Origin of the sequence: Sphingomonas spermidinifaciens, assembly GCF_002351485.1 — a bacterium.
GTDB lineage: Bacteria > Pseudomonadota > Alphaproteobacteria > Sphingomonadales > Sphingomonadaceae > Sphingomonas > Sphingomonas spermidinifaciens.
This window is the reverse complement of record NZ_NWMW01000002.1, coordinates 215,688-232,529: the sequence shown is the minus strand read 5'-3', so window position 1 is coordinate 232,529 and position 16,842 is coordinate 215,688. Positions and strand designations below refer to the sequence as shown.

Annotated in this window: 16 protein-coding genes; 3 read left to right on the top strand and 13 right to left on the bottom strand. The window is 69.8% G+C overall.

Translation table 11 applies throughout. The features are described from left to right. Positions 1–8 precede the first annotated feature (8 nt). Genes COC42_RS11260 through COC42_RS11235 form a run of 6 tightly spaced genes read right to left on the bottom strand, consistent with a single transcriptional unit; the run spans position 9 to position 6,582 of the window. A complete protein-coding gene (locus COC42_RS11260) occupies positions 9–755 on the bottom strand; it encodes an SDR family NAD(P)-dependent oxidoreductase (RefSeq protein ID WP_096343436.1) in 747 nt (248 codons plus the stop codon). Continuing rightward, positions 748–1,629 (bottom strand): NAD-dependent epimerase/dehydratase family protein, encoded by an 882-nt coding sequence (locus COC42_RS11255; protein ID WP_096343435.1) that lies wholly within the window; start codon positions 1,627–1,629, stop codon positions 748–750. The genes COC42_RS11260 and COC42_RS11255 overlap by 8 nt, the downstream gene beginning before the upstream one ends. Then, positions 1,629–2,198, bottom strand: coding sequence for a cupin domain-containing protein (locus COC42_RS11250; RefSeq protein WP_096343434.1), 570 nt, complete (start codon positions 2,196–2,198; stop codon positions 1,629–1,631). The genes COC42_RS11255 and COC42_RS11250 overlap by 1 nt, the downstream gene beginning before the upstream one ends. Next, positions 2,198–3,313, bottom strand: coding sequence for an FAD-dependent oxidoreductase (locus COC42_RS11245; protein ID WP_096343433.1), 1,116 nt, complete (start codon positions 3,311–3,313; stop codon positions 2,198–2,200). Before COC42_RS11245 ends, COC42_RS11250 begins: the two co-directional genes overlap by 1 nt. A gap of 9 nt (positions 3,314–3,322) precedes the next feature. Beyond that, positions 3,323–4,255 carry an MBL fold metallo-hydrolase gene (locus COC42_RS11240; protein ID WP_096343432.1) on the bottom strand — a complete coding sequence of 311 codons (933 nt, stop codon included), beginning with the start codon at positions 4,253–4,255 and terminating at the stop codon, positions 3,323–3,325. Next, positions 4,255–6,582 carry a TonB-dependent receptor gene (locus COC42_RS11235; RefSeq protein ID WP_096343431.1) on the bottom strand — a complete coding sequence of 776 codons (2,328 nt, stop codon included), beginning with the start codon at positions 6,580–6,582 and terminating at the stop codon, positions 4,255–4,257. Before COC42_RS11235 ends, COC42_RS11240 begins: the two co-directional genes overlap by 1 nt. 121 nt (positions 6,583–6,703) lie before the next feature. On the opposite strand from COC42_RS11235, the gene COC42_RS11230 reads away from it, so the two are divergent. Beyond that, positions 6,704–7,600: a LysR family transcriptional regulator gene (locus tag COC42_RS11230; protein WP_096343430.1), complete on the top strand. Its 897-nt coding sequence runs from the start codon at positions 6,704–6,706 to the stop codon at positions 7,598–7,600. 89 nt (positions 7,601–7,689) lie between these two features. On the opposite strand, the gene COC42_RS11225 is transcribed toward COC42_RS11230, so the two are convergent. From COC42_RS11225 to COC42_RS11210, 4 genes are read right to left on the bottom strand one after another with little or no spacing between them, the layout of a single operon-like run. After that, on the bottom strand, positions 7,690–8,628 hold the full coding sequence (locus COC42_RS11225; RefSeq protein WP_096343429.1) for a fumarylacetoacetate hydrolase family protein: 939 nt from the start codon (positions 8,626–8,628) through the stop codon (positions 7,690–7,692). After that, on the bottom strand, positions 8,625–9,413 hold the full coding sequence (locus tag COC42_RS11220; RefSeq protein ID WP_096343428.1) for a cyclase family protein: 789 nt from the start codon (positions 9,411–9,413) through the stop codon (positions 8,625–8,627). Before COC42_RS11220 ends, COC42_RS11225 begins: the two co-directional genes overlap by 4 nt. Beyond that, on the bottom strand, positions 9,410–10,567 hold the full coding sequence (locus COC42_RS11215) for an alpha/beta hydrolase family protein (RefSeq protein ID WP_096343427.1): 1,158 nt from the start codon (positions 10,565–10,567) through the stop codon (positions 9,410–9,412). The genes COC42_RS11220 and COC42_RS11215 overlap by 4 nt, the downstream gene beginning before the upstream one ends. 3 nt (positions 10,568–10,570) lie before the next feature. Continuing rightward, on the bottom strand, positions 10,571–11,473 hold the full coding sequence (locus COC42_RS11210) for a VOC family protein (protein ID WP_096343426.1): 903 nt from the start codon (positions 11,471–11,473) through the stop codon (positions 10,571–10,573). A gap of 107 nt (positions 11,474–11,580) precedes the next feature. On the opposite strand from COC42_RS11210, the gene COC42_RS11205 reads away from it, so the two are divergent. Then, a complete protein-coding gene (locus COC42_RS11205; RefSeq protein WP_096343425.1) occupies positions 11,581–12,477 on the top strand; it encodes a LysR family transcriptional regulator in 897 nt (298 codons plus the stop codon). Here the strand turns inward: COC42_RS11205 and COC42_RS11200 are convergent. Continuing rightward, the gene (locus COC42_RS11200; protein ID WP_096343424.1) at positions 12,461–13,396 is read right to left on the bottom strand and encodes a 2-hydroxyacid dehydrogenase; all 936 of its coding nucleotides are present in this window, start codon (positions 13,394–13,396) and stop codon (positions 12,461–12,463) included. The two genes, COC42_RS11205 and COC42_RS11200, sit on opposite strands and share 17 nt — an antisense overlap. A gap of 135 nt (positions 13,397–13,531) precedes the next feature. On the opposite strand from COC42_RS11200, the gene COC42_RS11195 reads away from it, so the two are divergent. After that, positions 13,532–13,834, top strand: coding sequence for a hypothetical protein (locus COC42_RS11195; protein WP_096343423.1), 303 nt, complete (start codon positions 13,532–13,534; stop codon positions 13,832–13,834). Between the two features lie 4 nt (positions 13,835–13,838). Here the strand turns inward: COC42_RS11195 and COC42_RS11190 are convergent, their stop codons facing one another. Further along, positions 13,839–15,947, bottom strand: a complete 2,109-nt coding sequence (locus COC42_RS11190; RefSeq protein ID WP_096343422.1) for an acetate--CoA ligase family protein — start codon at positions 15,945–15,947, stop codon at positions 13,839–13,841. A gap of 8 nt (positions 15,948–15,955) precedes the next feature. Continuing rightward, positions 15,956–16,792 (bottom strand): p-hydroxycinnamoyl CoA hydratase/lyase, encoded by an 837-nt coding sequence (locus COC42_RS11185; protein ID WP_096343421.1) that lies wholly within the window; start codon positions 16,790–16,792, stop codon positions 15,956–15,958. Positions 16,793–16,842: the final 50 nt, after the last annotated feature.

The window sequence follows — 16,842 nt, the reverse complement described above, 5'->3', positions numbered from 1 at the left end:
TGGCCGCGTCAGTTCCCGTCGGAGATCAGCGTCCCGCCATCGACCACCAGCGTCTGACCCGTGACGAAGCCGCCCGCGTCGCTGGCGAGGAACAGCGCGGCGTTCGCCACTTGCCCGGGCGTGCCGACGCGGCGGAGCGGGGTGGCACCCAGCCGCCGCTCGGTCCGCTCGGGGTTCGACAGGATTGCGCTTGCCCAGTCGGTCGCGATCAGGCCGGGCGCGATCGCGTTGGCTCGCACGCCCTGCGGCCCGAACTCGACGGCAAGGTTGCGGGCGAGCTGCGCCAGCGCCGCCTTGGTGATCCCGTAGTGGCCGAGACCCGCATTGCCGCGCAGCCCGGCGATGCTGGAGAGGAGGACGATGCTTCCCCGCCCCCGCGCCGCCATCGCCGGCGCGGTGCGTGCGGTCAGGCGGATCGGATGCTCAAGATTGATCGCATAGAGTGCGGCTCTCGCGGCGTCATCCATCGCATGCATCGGCCCGGCGGGGCCGGCGATCCCAGCGTTGCAGGCGAGGATGTCGGTCGGTTCGTCACCCAGCGCATCGACCTGCGCCGGGTCGGCGAGGTCGGCGATGACGCCCCGGCCGCCGAGGTCGGCAGCGATCCCCTCGACCGCCGGATCGCGGTCGGCGAGGATCACGCTGGCGCCCGCCCCCGCGAACAGCCGGGCGATGGCGAGGCCGATCCCGCTCGCCGCGCCAGTGACGAGCGCCGTCCGCCCGTCGAGGCGAAAGGCGGCGAGCGGATCAGCCATCGAACGCCGCCGCGATCAGCGCGTCGAGATCGGCATCGGCGCGGAACCCCAGCGCCTCGGCGCGCGAGGTCGAAAGTGGCGGATAGCTGCCGAAGACGGCGCGTCGCCGCGCATCCTCGGCGTAGGTGAAACCGCTCGTGTCGCCGACTTCGCCCAGCGCCTCGACCAGCGTGCCGATCCGAATATTGAGCGCCGGCAGCGTGATCGCCTCGCCGTCGGTCGCGTCTGACAGCAGCGCGTCGACGAGGATGCGCGCGACCGCGCGGGCGGAGAGCAGCCAGCTCGTCGCCTCGGGCGCGACTGGCACGACATAGGGCTCGCCTGCACGCGCGGCGTGGAAGATGTCGCTGAGGAACGCCGAGCCGAAGCCCCCCGCCCCGCGCGGCCGCGCGACGATGCCGGGCAGCCGCAGCGCCATGCCAGACACCGTTCCGCGCCGCACCGCATCGGCGAACGCCAGCTCCACCATGCGCTTGTGAGTGCCGTAGACGCTGGCGGGCACCGGCACCGTTTCGTCATTGACGTGACGCGGCAGCACGCCGCCGAATACCGCAATCGAACTCGCCAGCACCAGCCGGCGCCCCGCCATCGCCTCGATCAGCGAGAGCGGCAGGTCGAGGTTGATCGCGCGCGACGCCGCCGGATCGACCTCCGCCGCCGCACCGGGCAGCGCGGCAAGGTGGAGGACGGCATCGGCCTGCCCGACCCGCGCGAACACCGTCGGGTCGGCGAGGTCGCCCGCCAGCGCCTCGAACGAGGGGCGCGCAGCAAAGGCGCGATCGACGAGCAGCACGTCGCTCACTCCCCGCGCCGCCAGCTCGCGCACCACCGCACGCCCGACGAAGCCGCCGGCGCCGGTGACGGCAATGCGCATCAGCGCAGCTCGGGCGCGTACTCGCCGTCGACAAGCACGAAGGCCACGCGGCAGTTCGCCTGAGAGCGGTTCGACCAGCCATGATTGGTACCGCGCTGGATCACGATATCGCCCGCGCGCACCACCGTCTCGCCCACGTCCATGACGAGCGTCAGCTCGCCTTCGAGGACGATGCCATAGTCGATCGTCTCGGTCCGGTGCATCAGCGCGTGGCGCGGCTTCCCGTCTCCGTGCCCCGCCGCCTCGACGGCGCCGATCTCGGCGAAGTGCGCGCGCGCCGCTTCGGGCGACATGGTGCGGATCTCGTCGCCCTCGGGCGGGATGTCGAGGACGCGCAGGCGCGTGCCGCGCTTGGGCGGGGCGAGCACCAGCGACCCCTCTTCCGGCTCGCTCGCCGCGTCGATCGGCGCAGGGGTGTCGTGGGTCGCCCAGACCTCGTGGAACAGCGGCCCGATCGCGCCGCCGACACGCTGGACGAAGGCGACGGGCGCGTCGGACTGGATGATCGCACGACCTTCGGCATCATGACCGGTGACGATGCGGCGGACGGGGTGGTGCGCATCGGCCATCAGATCGGCTCGGCCACGACCTTGAACATCGCGTGCGTCGCCTTGGCATTGTCGACCGGCGGTCCCTTGCCCAGCTGGCCCATGCAAATCGCCAGGCTCTCGCGCACGATATAGGCGCAGCGGTCGAAGCGGCGGTCGCGGAACGCGGCGAAGGCCGTCTCCACATCCTCGACCCTGGCGAGTTCGTCGGCGAGGACGAGGCTGTCCTCGATCGCCATGCCCGCGCCCTGCCCCAGATGCGGCGTCGTCGCGTGAACCGCGTCACCCAGCAGCACGACGCGCCCCTTGTGCCACGCCCCCTCGACCAGATGCCCCTCGAGCGGGCGATAGACCACCGCATCGTCGTCGGTGATGTGCTCGGCCAGCGCCCGGATTGCCGGGGCGCAATTCGCAAGCTTGCCGCGCATCACCGCCGCCAGCCCCTCGCGCGGGTAGCGCGGATTGTCCGGCTCGGGCGTGGTCACGTACATGTACATCAGGCTCTGCGAGATCGGCACCAGCCCCACCCCGATCGGCCCGTTATAGGCGTGCATCGCATCGAGATCGGCGGGCCGCGGCAGGTTGTAGCGCCACACCGCCTGACCGGTGAAGACCGGCCCGGGCGCGTCGGGCAGCACACTCGCCCGCGTCTGCGAATAGACGCCATCGGCGCCGATGACGAGGTCGTAGCGGCCGCTGCTGCCGTCGGAGAAGGCGACGTCCACCCCGTCCCCGTCGTCCTCGATCGAGGTGGCGGTGATGCCGAGGCGCACCTCAGCCCCGCTCGCGATCGTGCGGTCGCCCAGCACCTTGTGCAGCGCCGGGCGCGGCACGCCCATGCTGGCGGGATAGCCCTCGACCAGCTTGGGCACCGGCACCCGCGCCACCCGGTCGCCCGCGGGGGTATAGATCTCGACCGCGTCGAAGCCGACGCCGGCGGCCAGATACTCGTCGATCAGGCCCAGTTCGGCCATCGCGCGGATGACGTTCGACTGCTGGATGATACCGACGCCGTAGACCGACCAGTCGGGATCGCGCTCGATCACGGTGACGGCAAAGCCCTTTGCCCTGAGCGCGATCGCAGAGGTCAGGCCGCCGATGCCGCCGCCGATGACGAGGATGTCAAGGTTACGCATGTCGATCCTTCAGAACCGGTCGAGGTCGTTGGCGAGGGCGATCGTGCCCCCGAAGCCCTTGGCGATGCGGGCGCGATAGTCTGCGGTACGCGCCGGATCGCTGCCGCCGGCGAAGTGGGTGACCGCCACTGCCTTCACCCCCGCGGAACCCGCAAGCGCGCCAACCGCGTCGGGCGTCAGGTGATGCGTCGAGAGATGCTGGACGAGCTTTGCGCGCGCGGGCGCGGGCATGCCCGGCGAGTTCTGCGCGACCCGAGCGAGCGTCAGGTCGAGGTCGATCATCTCGCTGACGAGCAGATCGGCGCCTTTCGCCAGCGCCGCGACGGCCGGACTTGGCCCCGTATCGCCGGTATAGGCGATCGACCGGCGGGGCGTGTCGAAGCGATAGGAGAGCGATTTGTAGGCCCGGTCGTCGGCGCCGCCAGGGGCGAAGTCGTAATGCGTGTTCTGCGCGGTCCGCACCGTCATGTCGCCGACGCGCACGCTAGCCCCGCCCGCCAGCTCGACAACGCGCACGATGCTTTCGGGCGCTGGCCAGCGCTGCCCGGGGATGCCATAGCCTGCCGCGGCCGCGGGCTTCAGCGAGGCGACGATCCCGTCGACCAGGGCGCGGGTTCCTGGCGGGCCGTAGATCGTCAGAACCTCGCGCACGTCAGTCTGGTCGCGCAGGCCAATCAGCGCGGCGAGGCCGCCGGTGTGGTCGATGTGCAGGTGGCTGAGGAACACCGCCTTCACTTGCGGCAGGCGGAGCCCCGCCTTGGCCAGTTGCTGCGCGGCACCATCCCCGGCATCGACCAGATAGACTTCGCCCCCGCGCAACAGCGCGTTGGCGGGCTGCGCTCGCTCCGGCGCGGCGACCGGCCCGCCCATCGTGCCGAGCGTGATCCAGCTGTCGGCAGGCGCCTGGACTACCGCGAGCAGCGCAAGGGCGAGGGCCAGCATCAGAAGTCGAAGCCGACGCGCACGCCGTACGTGCGCGGCGGGCGCAGCGTGCCGACGGGGAAATCGAGGATCGGCCGCGTGCCGGCGCGCGCCAGCACTTCTGCATCCTCGATATTGTTGACGAAGCCGGTCAGGCTCCATCCCTCTGCCCGGAGCGTCAGATAGGCGTCGGACATCATGAAGCCGTCCTGGCGGGTTTCGGGCCGGTAATTGGCGTCGAGGAAGCGGCTCGTCTCGATATTGGTGCGCGCGCCGAGCACGAGGTCGAGATCGGACCCGAGCGGGATTGTCCGCTCGTACCCCAGGTTGAACGACCATTCGGGGGCCTGGATCGTCGGCTTGCCCGAACAGTCGATGTCGTAGAAGCGGGCGCCGTTGATGCCCGGGTTGGCGAGGCGGCTGCCGGTGATGGTGCAGCCGGTCGCGACCGGCGCGCCGGTGGGCGAGAAGTTTGCCGTCGTCAGTTCGTCATAGCGGCCGTTCAGATATTGGGCGACCGCGGTGAACAGGTCGTTGCGGCTGGGGGCGAAGCGCATCTCGACCTCGCCGCCATAGATGCGCGACTTGCCCGCATTGACGGTGATCGAACCCTGCGCGATCAATCCGCTACCCGTCGGCACGCCGCCGACGAAGGTGATCTGCTGGTCCGTATAGTCCCAGTAGAAGGCCTCGACATTGAGTTGCAGCTTGTTGTTGAAAAAGCGGTTCTTGGCGCCTGCGGTGTAAGCCGTCAGCGTTTCGGGCGCGAAGGTGTTGTTGGGCGGCTGCGCGACGAAGAAGCCGCCCGATTTGAAGCCCGTCGCGACATTGGCATAGAGGAGCGAGGCGGGGCCGGCGTCGAACTCGACCCCCGCCTTCCACGTGAACTTCTCGAACGTCAGTTCGCCCGTGAACGGCGCGCCGAGCGGCGGCTCGATCGGGCCGGGCAGGCCGCCCGCCGCGGTGCGCGTCCGCTGGCGCTTGTCCTCGCGCGTGTAGCGACCGCCCGCGACGAGGCGGAAGGCGTCGGTCACGTCGAAGGTCAACTGACCGAAGCCCGCGACGCTTTCGGTCCGCAGATTGGGTGTGAAGCGCGTCGTCGACAGGTTACCCTGGCGGAAGAAGTTCACCGCCTGCTGCTTCTCGTCGAAGAAGAAGGCGCCGACGACGTAACGCAGCCGCTGGTCGTCGTTCGACGAAATGCGCGCCTCGACCGAGATCTGCTCGGCAAGGTCGGTCACGTCGCCCTGAAAGCCCGGCAGATAGGTGCGGAAATTGGTGTCCGACCGGCGCCATGCCGGGATCACCGTCAGCTTGCCGAAGCCGAGATCGCCCTCGACCGTCGCCGACAGGCCGTAGAACTTGTTGTCGAGGAAGCCGTCAGTGCCCGCCTGCGCGATGCAGCCCGAGCGGACGAAGCCGCCGGCACCGCCGCAGAAGGGCGGCGCGAAGATGCCCGCGGCGAACTGCGCAATCGCTCCTTGCGCACGCGGATCGGAAACGCTGACCCGGTCCTCGAGCGCCGGCGCGTTGAGACCGGCATAAGGGAGCAGCACCGCCCCCGCGCCCTTGCCGTGCTGGTTGTAGTAGTCGCCGACGATCGTCATCGACCACAGGTCGGACGGCTGGATCAAAAGCGACGCGCGCACCGCCTCGCCCCGCTCGTCGTCATAGCCGTCGCTGATATAGCCGTCGCGATCGACCACCTGCCCCGCGACGCGCAGCGCGACGGTGCTGCCGATCGGCAGGTTGATCGCCCCCGACGCCTTCTTGGCATCGTAGTTGCCGTATTCGAGCAGCCCCTCGACGCCAAAGTCATTGAGCACGGGCTTGCGCGGCAGCACGTTGATCGCGCCGCCGGTGGCGTTGCGGCCATAGAGCGTGCCCTGCGGCCCCTTCACCACCTCGACCCGTTCGAGATCGTAAAAGACGCCCGCGGGCGCGGTCGGGCGGCCGACATAGATGCCGTTGAAGTTGAACGCGACGGCGTTCTCCGAAAAGGAGTTCTGCGAATTGGTCCCGACGCCGCGCAGGAAGAAGCTGGTCGTGCCGCCGGTCGGCTGGACGACGAGCGCGGGGACGAGCTTGCCGAGGTTCGCGGTTTCGGTGATGCCCGCGTTGGCGAGCGAGTCGCCGGTCACGGCGGTCACGGCGACGGCGGCGCGCTGAAGCGACTCCGAGCGGCGCTGCGCAGTGACGACGATGTCCTGAAGCCCCTCCGCCTCGTCAGGCGGCGTCTGCGCCGCTTCGGCGTCGGCGGGTGCCGAGTTGGTGGTCTCCTGTGCCATCGCCGCCTGCGCGGCCAGCGCAAGTACCATCGCGGTCCCCAGACCCAGCGTCTTTCGCATCCCATCCTCCCCTGTGTGCCCGATGCGTTGCCGGGCAGCTTCGAGCAGGAGGATGGCGTAGGCCCAGCAATCGGTCTAACGCATTGTTATGATCGTCTGCCACAAACGGGAGTGATGGATCGTGCGGCTCGACCAGTTCGACCTCAACCTGTTGGTCGCGTTCAATGTTCTGGTCGAGGAGCGCAACGTGACCCGCGCCGCAGCGCGCATGAATGTCACGCAATCGGCAATGAGCGCGGCGTTAAAGCGCCTGCGCGAGGCGTTCGCCGACGAGATCCTGGTCCAGCACGGCCGGCGGATGCTGCCCACGTCGAACGCGCTGGCGCTCGCGCCGCAGGTGGCGGCGGCGATCGTCGAGCTGCGCAGCATCCTCTCGACCGGCATGGCGTTCGACCCGGCCGAGGCGCGGCGCGTCTTCCGCCTCGTCGCGTCGGATTATATCGCCACCGTCCTCATCTCGCCGCTGCTCCCCCGGCTGGAGGCAGAAGCGCCGCATGTCCGGCTCGACATCACCCTGCCGAGGAGTTCGATCGGCGCGATGCTCCAGGATGGGGAGATCGACCTCATCATTTCGCCCGAAACGTTTCTCGAGGCCGAGCATCCGCGCGAGCTGGTGTTCGAGGAACGGCACGTCGTCGTCGGCTGCGCATCCAATCCGATCTTCGCCGCGCCGATGACAGAGGAAGCCTTCTATGCCTGCGGGCATGTCGCGGTCAGCGTGTCGCGCGACGGCACCTTCATCGACAACTGGCTGCGCCAGCATGGCGACCGGCGGCGAATCGAGGTGACCTGCGCGTCCTTCATCCAGGCGCCGTGGATGCTGCCAGGAACGCGGCGGCTGGCACTGATGCACGAGCGGCTGGCGCGAGTGATGGCGCCGGGGCTGGGCCTTGCGATCGCGGAGGCGCCGTTCGACCTGCCGGTGATGCGCGAGATGATGCAGCACCACCGCGCGCGGAGCACCGATCGCGGGCTGGCGTGGTTGCGGCAGCGGTTGGTGGAGCGGGTGGCGGGGTAGCTTAGCGCGTACGCCCGCGCAGGCGGACGGCAAGAGCCAAGCGGCCCGCGCGACTCCAGGGTCCCGCTCCTGTGGCAACACGGTGCTCCTTAACGCTTCACCACCCGCTGATCGATCGCCCCGAACGGCCCTGCCTGCATCCGCACGCGCGTGCCGAAGCGCAGGAAGCCGGTTTCCGGCTTGCCCCCGGCGATCATCTCGATGGCGCGGCGCTCGGAGATGCAGGTCGAGCCGACCTCGGCATGCTCGGCATTGGAGACGGTGCCCGAGCCGATGATCGTCCCCGCCGGCAGGTCGCGCGTCGCCGCAGCGTGGGCAACCAGTTCGTGAAAGCCATACGCCATCGCGCGGCCGTTCGGATGCCCGAACCATTCGCCATCGACCTCGACCGTCAGCGGCAGGCAGACGCGGCCGTCCGCCCATGCCTCGCCCAGCTCGTCGGGCGTCACCGCGAATGGCGCGGCGCTGCACGCGGGCTTGGCCTGCACCCACCCGAAGCCGGTCTTCATCTCGGCCGGCGCCAGCGTGCGCAGCGACCAGTCGTTGATGAGCATCACCAGCCGGATGTGGCCGAGCGCCTCCGCCGCCGACACGCCCATCGGCACGTCGCCCGTCACCACCCCGAACTCGCCCTCGAAATCGATGCCGTCGGCTTCGCTCGGTAGCGGCACGTCGTCGGCCGGCGCGATGAAGCGGTGGCTCATCCCCTGGTACATGAGCGGCTTGGCCGTCTCGATCGGCGGCAGATTGAACGCGGTCTGCATGAGGTCGCCGTGGGTCGGGAACGCCGACCCGTCGAGCCATTGCCACGCGCGCGGCAAAGGCGCGGCGAAGTCCCCCAACGCCGCCGCCCCCCCGGCCTCCGCGGCCTCGACCGCTGCCTTGAGCGAGGATTGTGCCGCGCCCCAGTCGTCGAGCGCGGATTGCAGCGTCGCATAGCCCGCGACCTCGGCCACGCGGCTGCTGTCGCGGCTGACCGCGACCAGCGTCCCGTCGCGGCCGCCGCGCTTCAGCGTCGCTAGCCTCATGCGCCTTCCCCCTCGAAGATCGCGACCGCGCGCGTCCAGCCCGCCGACCCGCGCTTCACCTTGGCCGGGAAGCAGCTGACCATGAAGCCGAACGGCGGCAGCTGATCGAGGTTGGTCAGCTTCTCCATGTGGCAATAGCCGATCTCGAGCCCCGCCTTGTGCCCCTCCCAGATCAGCGAGGTGTCGCCGGTCTCGGCCACGCGCTTCGCCGTCGCCCCGAACGGCGCGTCCCAGCTCCAGGCGTCGGTGCCCGTCACCCGCACGCCGCGCGAAGTCAGGTAGAGCGTCGCCTCGCGACCCATGCCGACGCCCTTGGCGAGGAAGTCCGGGCCACCCAGCGCCGCCCCCGCGGCGGTGTTGACGAGGACGATCTCGAGCGGCTTCAGCTCATGGCCGATCCGCGCAAGTTCGGCCTCGACCTCGGCGGCGGTCACGACATGGCCGTCGGGCAGATGGCGGAAGTCGAGCTTCACGCCCGGCTGGAAGCACCAGTCGAGCGGCACCTCGTCGATCGTCATCGCCGGCTTTCCGCCGTCCTGCGTCGGGTGATAGTGCCACGGCGCGTCGAGATGCGTGCCGTTGTGCGTTGTCAGCGTCAGCGTCTCCGACGCGGCGAATCCCTTGCCGCCGACCATCTGCTCGGCGGTCAGGCCGGGGAAGAAGTTCTGCACCTCCGCCACGGTTTCGGCATGCGTCTGATAGTGGATCGTCGGCCGCATGAAGGGCGGATCGGTGATGACATCGGGGTCGAGCGTGATCGACAGGTCGAGGATTCGGCGCGTCATGCCGTCCGTCCGCCCAGCGTCTCGGCGAACCAGTCGGCGATATAATCGCGGCCATAGCTCATATTGTCGGCCCCGACATGCTCCACCCCGCCCTCGCGCGCGGTGAAGAGCTTGAGCTCGCGACGCGGCGAGTTGACGAGCTGCTCGTAGCATTCATGCGCGTACTGGACGCTGATCTGCCGGTCCTCGGCCCCGTGGGTGACGAGGAAGGGGACCTTCACCCCGCCCATATGGCCGTTGAGGTTCATGCCCTCCGCCTTGGCGAGGAAGTCGTCCATGTCGCTGGCGCCGAACGCCCACATGACGTGCGCCCAGTAGTGCGGCACGGGATTCTCGCCCTCGCGCTTCAGCCGCTTCTGCTGCACCTCGGCCCAATTGTGATTGGCGCCCCAGACCGCGCCGCTGGCGAATCGCGGTTCGTAGGCGACCGCGCGCGGCGCGAAATGGCCGCCCAGCGAAATGCCGGTCATGCCGATGCGGTCGGGATCGACGTCGGGCTGGCGCTCCAGCCAGTCGACCGCCTTCGACGCCCAGCTTTCGCTGTGCGGATCGACGGGCAGGTTCTGGAGGCGGAGCGCCTCGCCCGAGCCCGGCTGGTCGACGCACAGCGTCGAGACGCCGCGCCGCGCCAGCGCTTGCGGCAAGCGCGACCAGTAGAGCAGTTCCTTGCAACTATCGAGGCCGTTGCAATAGACGACCACCGGATGCGGTCCCGGCCCTTCGGCACGGGTGTAGAGCGCGGGCATGGTGCCGGTGCCAAGCGGCACCTCGACGCGCTCGCGGTTGATCCTGCCGAGCGCGGTCGACTTGTCGAAGGTCTCGCGCGCCTTGCGGTACGTCTCCTTCCGGCCGGGATGGCCGTGGCCCTGCATCCGCTCGGCCGTAAAGAGATAGAGCGAGGCACGCTCAAGCTTCTCCGACGCGGAGAAGGCGCGGCCCTTCGCCTCGTCCTCGGCGGCGAGCTCGATCAGCTTGTCGCCCATCGCCGCCCATTGCTTCATGAAGGCGGGCGTACCGGCGTCGCCGCCGCCGGCCGCGGCATCCTTGATCGGCTGGCACATATCGACGATCTCGCCGATGCGCCCGCCGCTCTCCATCGCGATCGCGACCGACAGGTTCCAGATATAGTTCGGGAACATCTCGAACAGGGCCATGGATCAGGCCTCCACGGGCACGAACAGGCCCTTGTCGGCCTCCGGATGCGGCATCGTCTGCGGACCGCCGACGCCGATGCCCCACTGGTCCATCACCTGCGGGCCGGGCACGTGAACCTGATGCTGGTGCGTCTCGAAATCGACATGCTCCAGCTCCGACGTATATTCGACCGCGAAGCCGTTGGGTGTCGTGAAATAGCTGAAGGTGTTGTTGCCCGCGGTGTGCCGGCCCGGCCCCCAGCGAAGGTCGGTGCCCTTCTTCTTCAGCCGGTTGATGCCGCGCATCATGTCGTCGACCGTCAGCATGTCATAGGCGACGTGGTTGAGGCACGGCGGCCCCGGCAGGAAGGCGAAGCGGTGATGCGCCGAGTTGCAGCGCAGGAACGCCATGAAGTCGCCGAGCCAGTCGGACAGGCGGAAGCCCAGCACATCCTGGAAGAACTGCACCGCCGCCTTGTGGTCGGGCGAGTGGAGGACGATGTGGCTGATCTTCTGCGGCACTGCGTCCCAGCGCTGCATCTCACGCGCGGTCCCGCGCTCGACGCCCGCCGAAATCTCGAACGGCAGGCCATCGGGCGAGAAGAAGCGGAAGCCATAGCCGCCGCCCAGCGTCGTCAGCGCGCGCGGTGCGAACACGACCTTGCAGCCGGCCGCCACGACCTTGTCATGCAGCGCTTCGACATCGGCATCGCTGTCGGCTGCGAGCGCGATCACGTCGATGCGCTTCTCCTCCGCGGCGCGCAGGCGGACGACGTAGAGTTCGTCATTCCCCTCGGCGGCGAAGTGCCACATGCCGTCCTTCTCGCCGACCTCCTTGAGGCCCCAGACGTCGCGGTAGAAATTGCGCTCGGCATCAAGGTCGGTGACGCCATAGCCGACATAGCGGATTTCGGTGACGCGGCTCAAGCTCGCTCTCCCATGCGGTTGTTGGCGGCGGGATAACCGGAGCGGCAGCGATTGAGAAAATCTTTGTTTCGATGCAAAACCATCCATGACGTGAATGGATAGCCGCAATGCGCTTCAAGGGTCTCGACCTCAACCTGCTCGTCGCGTTCGACGCGCTGCTCGCCGAGCGGAGCGTGTCGCGTGCCGCGGATCGTGTGAACCTCAGTCAGCCGGCGATGAGCAATGCGCTGACACGGCTGAGGCGTTTCTTCGCCGACGATCTGCTCGTCGCGAGCGGCAAGCGCATGTACCCGACCCCGCTGGCCGAGGCGCTGGCGCCGCAGGTGCGCGCCGCGCTCGGTACGATGGAGGGGCTGATCGCCGCCTCCCGTCATTTCGACCCCGCGACCTCGGCGCGCAGTTTCCGGATCATGGCGTCGGACTATATCGCCACTGCCGTCCTGTTCCCGCTGATCGCAAGGCTGGCGGTGGAGGCGCCCAATGTGCGGATCGACCTGCTGCTCCCCAGCGAGCGGCGGTTCGAGCTGATCGAGAGCGGCGGCATCGACCTGCTCATCACGCTCGAGCCCTATCTCACTCCCGAAATGCCCTCGGACGCGCTGCTGGAGGACGAATATGTCGTCGTCGGGCGCGCGGGGCACCCGGCGCTCGGGCAGCCGCTATCGACCGAGGCGATGCTCGCCTATCCGCACGTCCTTGTCGCGATCGGGGAGGGGCGGCTGCCGAGCTTCGGCGATGCCTATCTCGAGCGGCTGGGGCTCAGCCGCCGCGTGGCCGCTGTCGCGCCCTCGTTCACGCCGCTCCCCTGGCTGCTGATCGAGACCGACTGGCTCACTTTATTCCAGAAGCGGCTGGCGACGCTGCTCGCCGCGCGCTTCGACCTTTCCATCGCCGCGCCGCCGGTCGCGATCCCGCCGCTCGCCGAGATGGCGCAGTACCACCTGACCCGGCGGAGCGATCCGGGCCTCCGATGGCTGATCGAGCGGATCAGGGCGGCGGGATAGGCGTCGCGAGCGGCCGACCGGCGAGGAAGGCGTCGATATTCTCGAGCACCAGCGCCGCCATGGCCGCGCGCGTCTCCACCGTTGCGCTCGCGATGTGCGGGGTCAGCATCGTGCGGTCGCTGGCGGTGATCTCGGGCGGGACATGGGGCTCGCCTTCGAACACGTCGAGCGCGGCGCCGGCGATGCGTCCGCCCTCGATCGCGGCGACCAGCGCGGCTTCATCTACGACGGACCCGCGCGCGACATTGACGAGCACGCCGCCCGGCCCCAGCGCCGCGAGTACCTTCGCGTCGATCAGGTGCCGCGTCTCGGCCGACGCCGCCGCCGCGACGATCAGCACGTCGCTCGCCACCGCCAGCGCCGCGGCATCGGGGTGAAAGGCGAGCTCGACGGGTTTGCGCGACCGTCCGGTATAGGCGACCGGCCCGAACGGCTTCAGCCGCTCGGCGATGGCCGAGCCGATTCGCCCCAGCCCGACGATCCCGAACCGCCGCCCCGTTACCTTGCGCGCGAGCGGCAGCTCGCCCCGCGTCCAGGCACCGCTGCGCACATGCGCATCCGCGCGCGGCAGGTCGCGCAGCAGCCCGATGACGAGGCCGATCGCGAGGTCGGCCACGTCGTCGGTCAGCACGCCCGGCGTATTGGTGACGGCGACGCCGCGTGCGGCGGCGTGGCCGATATCGACCTTGTCAAATCCGACGCCATTGATCGCGATGAGGCCGAGGTTCGGCAGCGCCTCGACCAGCTCGCGCGGCGCGCCGGTCTGACCGCCGGTCACGACGATCCGCACGCGCGCACCATGCCCGGCCAGCCAGCCGGCATCGGGCGTATCGAGCCGCACCCGCTCGCCGCGCGCGTCGAGCGCGGCTTCGAGGTCGGCGGACATGGGCGAGAGCTGGAGCAGGATCGGGCGGGTCATGACCGTGAGAAACCGTCGTCACCCCGGACTTGATCCGGGCCTCGCATCTTATGCCCTCGCGCGAAACGACGCTCTCGAACAGGAACCCCTGCCGTCCGTGCCGGTTGAGGCGAAAACCGCTTGGAAAGGAACGACATGGCCACCACCCGCCGCAACGCCAACCTCCCCCTGATCGCCGCCGCAGTCGGGGTGCTTGCCGGCGCGGCCGGCATCGCCGCCTGGACGCTGGCCGCCCGGCGCGCGCCGGCCGACGGCCACCCCGCACCCGACCTTGCCCGCGACACCCCGCGCCCCTCCGCGAACGACCGCGCGCCCGAGCATTTCCGGCCCGACCCCACCGCCGCCATCCCGCCCGAGGATCGCGAGGCGCTGCGCCCCGCGACCGGCCCCTCGCCCAGCCTCGTCGAGGATCGCGGCGCCGTGCGCAGCCTGCCCTGAGCTCTCAGCGCAGCAGCATCAGCGCGTCGAGCGCGACGACGCCCTGGCCCTCCGGGTAGAGGATCACCGGGTTGAGATCGAGCTCGGCGATCCGCGGTTCGGCGAGCAGGATCGCCGCCACCTGCCGGATCAGCCGGGCGAGCGCGGGCATGTCGAGCGGCGGCGACCCCCGCCAGCCGGCGAAGAGCGCCGCCTGCTTGAGCTGCAACAGCTCGGCGACGATCGCGTCCTCCGACAGGTCGGGGGTCAGCAGCCGCACGTCCTGCAGGATCTCCGCAGTCACACCGCCGAACCCCGCGAGCACCACCGGCCCCCAGTCGGGATCGTGGCGCGCGCCGACGATCATCTCGGTCCCGCGCGCGCCCATCGCCTCGATCAGCACGCCGTCGAGCGCGATCGTCGCGTCATAGGCGGCGACGCTGTCGAACATCGCCGTCCATGCCGCGCGCACCGCATCGCCATCGGCAAGGCCCAGCGCGACGCCGCCCGCGTCGCTCTTGTGGCCGAGCGCCGCCGCCTGCGCCTTCATGGCGACCGGCCAGCCGATCGCCTCGGCCGCCGCGACCGCTTCCTCGACGCTCGCGGCGAAGCGGCCGTTCGGAAAGGGCAGGCCGAGCGGGGCGAGCAGCGCCTTGGCGCGATATTCGGGCACCACCCCCGACAGCCCTGCTAGCCCCGCCACCGCGGTCGGCGCCGGCGCCGCATCGGTCAGGTCGCGTGCCGCCGCATCGGTCAGCGCAGCGAGCGCCCGGAAGGCGCGCTCGGGGGTGGGGAGGTACGGTACGCCGCCCGCGCGTAGCGCAGCGATGAAGGGTGCCGGCATCTCGGCCCCGTCGTCGAGGCCCGCGAAGATCAGCGGCTTGTCGCTGCCCCCCTCGACCGCGGCGAGGATCGCGGGCAGCTTGATCCCCGCGGTCACCGGATCGCCCTGGATGATCCCCGCCACCACCGCGCCCACGCGATCGTCGGCAGCGAGCGCGGTCAGCACATCGGTATAGATGGACGGCTGCGACAGGCCCTGCGCAGTGATGTCGAGCGGGTTGCTGACCGGGACGAAGGGCGGCAGCGACGCGCGCAGCGCCGGCGAGTCGGCGTCGTGGAGCGCGGCGAGCGGCAGGCCGATCGCCTCGGCAAGGTCGAGCGTCAGCGCCTTGAACGCCCCCGATTCGCCGAGAACCGCAATGCTGGGCGTGGCGATCGGCGGACAGCGCAGCACGATCTCGGCCGCGTCGCCCAGCGCCTCCAGCATTTCGACCATGACCACGCCCGCGCGTTCGACCTTGGCGCGCATCAATTGGTAGTCGCCGGCCATCGCGCCGGTATGCGTGGCGGCGGACTCACGCGCGGCGCTCGACCGGCCGGGATGGAGGAGGACGATCGGCTTGCCCGCGGCGCGCGCTCGCGCGGCGGCGGCGAGGAAGCGGGCGGGATCGCGGAACTGCTCGACCACCATCGCGATGACATGGGTGTCGGGATCGCCGACCAGCCAGTCGACATAATCCTCGACCCCGCTCGCCGCCTCATTGCCCGTAGAGACCGAATAGCTGACGGCGACCTCGCGGGCGAGGAGCACCGTCGAAAGCACCGCCGCGATCGCCCCCGATTGCGAGACGATGCCGACCGCGCGGGCACCCCCCGTCGGCCGCACCGGCGTCTCGACGAAGGTCAGCGGCACGCCGTCCACATAGTTGACGAGGCCGAGGCAATTCGGCCCCTCGATCACCATCCCGCTCGCCGCGGCGATCCTCGCGATCTCGGCCTGCTCGGCCAGCCCCTCGGCCCCGCCCTCGGCGAACCCCGCCGAGAAGATGATCGCCGCCCCGGCCCCGCGCGCGGCGAGGCCGCGGACCGTGTCGAGCACGGCGCCCTGCGGGATGGCGAGGACGGCAACGTCCACCCCCTCCGGCAGCGCCTCGACGCTCGGCAGGCAGGGCCGCGCGCCGATTGCCTTGCGCTTGGGGTTGATCGGATAGACCGGGCCGGCAAAGCCGTGGCGGTCGAGGTTGCCGAGCACCGACGCGCCGAGCGCGCCGGGCTTGTCGCTCGCGCCCACCACCGCGATGGACCGGGGCCGCAACAGGCGCTCCAGACGCGCGGGATCGATCCGGCTCATGGCGGACCTCAGTCGCGCGTCTTGTTCAGGTCATAGGCGCCGAGGCCCGGCTTGAACGTCTTGTCGTCGATGAACTGGCGGGTCGCTTCCTTGCGCCCCTCGGCATCGAAGGAGTTCGCTGCCTCCTGCGCGCGGATCAGATAGTCCTCGGCATTGTCGTACGTCATCTCGCGGACGCGGCGCACCGCCCATTTGGTGGCACGCAGCGCGTGCGGGTTCTTGCCGAGCAGCACGCCGGCGATCTCGCGCACCCGCGCCTCCAGCCGGTCGGCGGGCACCGCCTCGTTGACCAGACCCCATTCGGCGGCCTTCCGCCCGTCTACGTTCTCGCCCATCATCGCGTGGTACATGGCGTTGCGAAAGCCGGTGAGCTCGGCGATGACCTTACTCGCGCCGCCGCCGGGCAGGATGCCCCAGTTGATCTCGGACAGGCCGAACTGCGCATCCTCCGCCGCGACGGCGAGGTCGCAGGCGAACAGCGGTCCATAGGCGCCGCCGAAGCACCAGCCGTTGACCATCGCGATGGTCGGCTTCTCGTACCAGCGCAGCCGCTCCCACCAGCTATAGGCCTCGCGCTGCGCCCGCCTCGTCGCCCAAAGGCCCTTTTCCTCGTTCTCGCGGAAATACTCCTTCAGATCCATGCCCGCCGACCAGGCCGTCCCCTCCCCGCCCAGCACGACGACGCCGACATCGTCGCGGAACTCGAGATCGACGAGCACCTCGAGCATCCGCCGGTTGAGATCGGGCGACATGCAGTTGCGCTTTTCGGGGCGGTTGAAGCGAACACAGGCGATGCGATCCTCGATCGCGACAGCTACGGTGTCCTCGGGCGCACGTTCGGCCATGACCAGTTCCTCTCCTGATTGCTATGTCACATAGCAAGACCGGAGCAGCG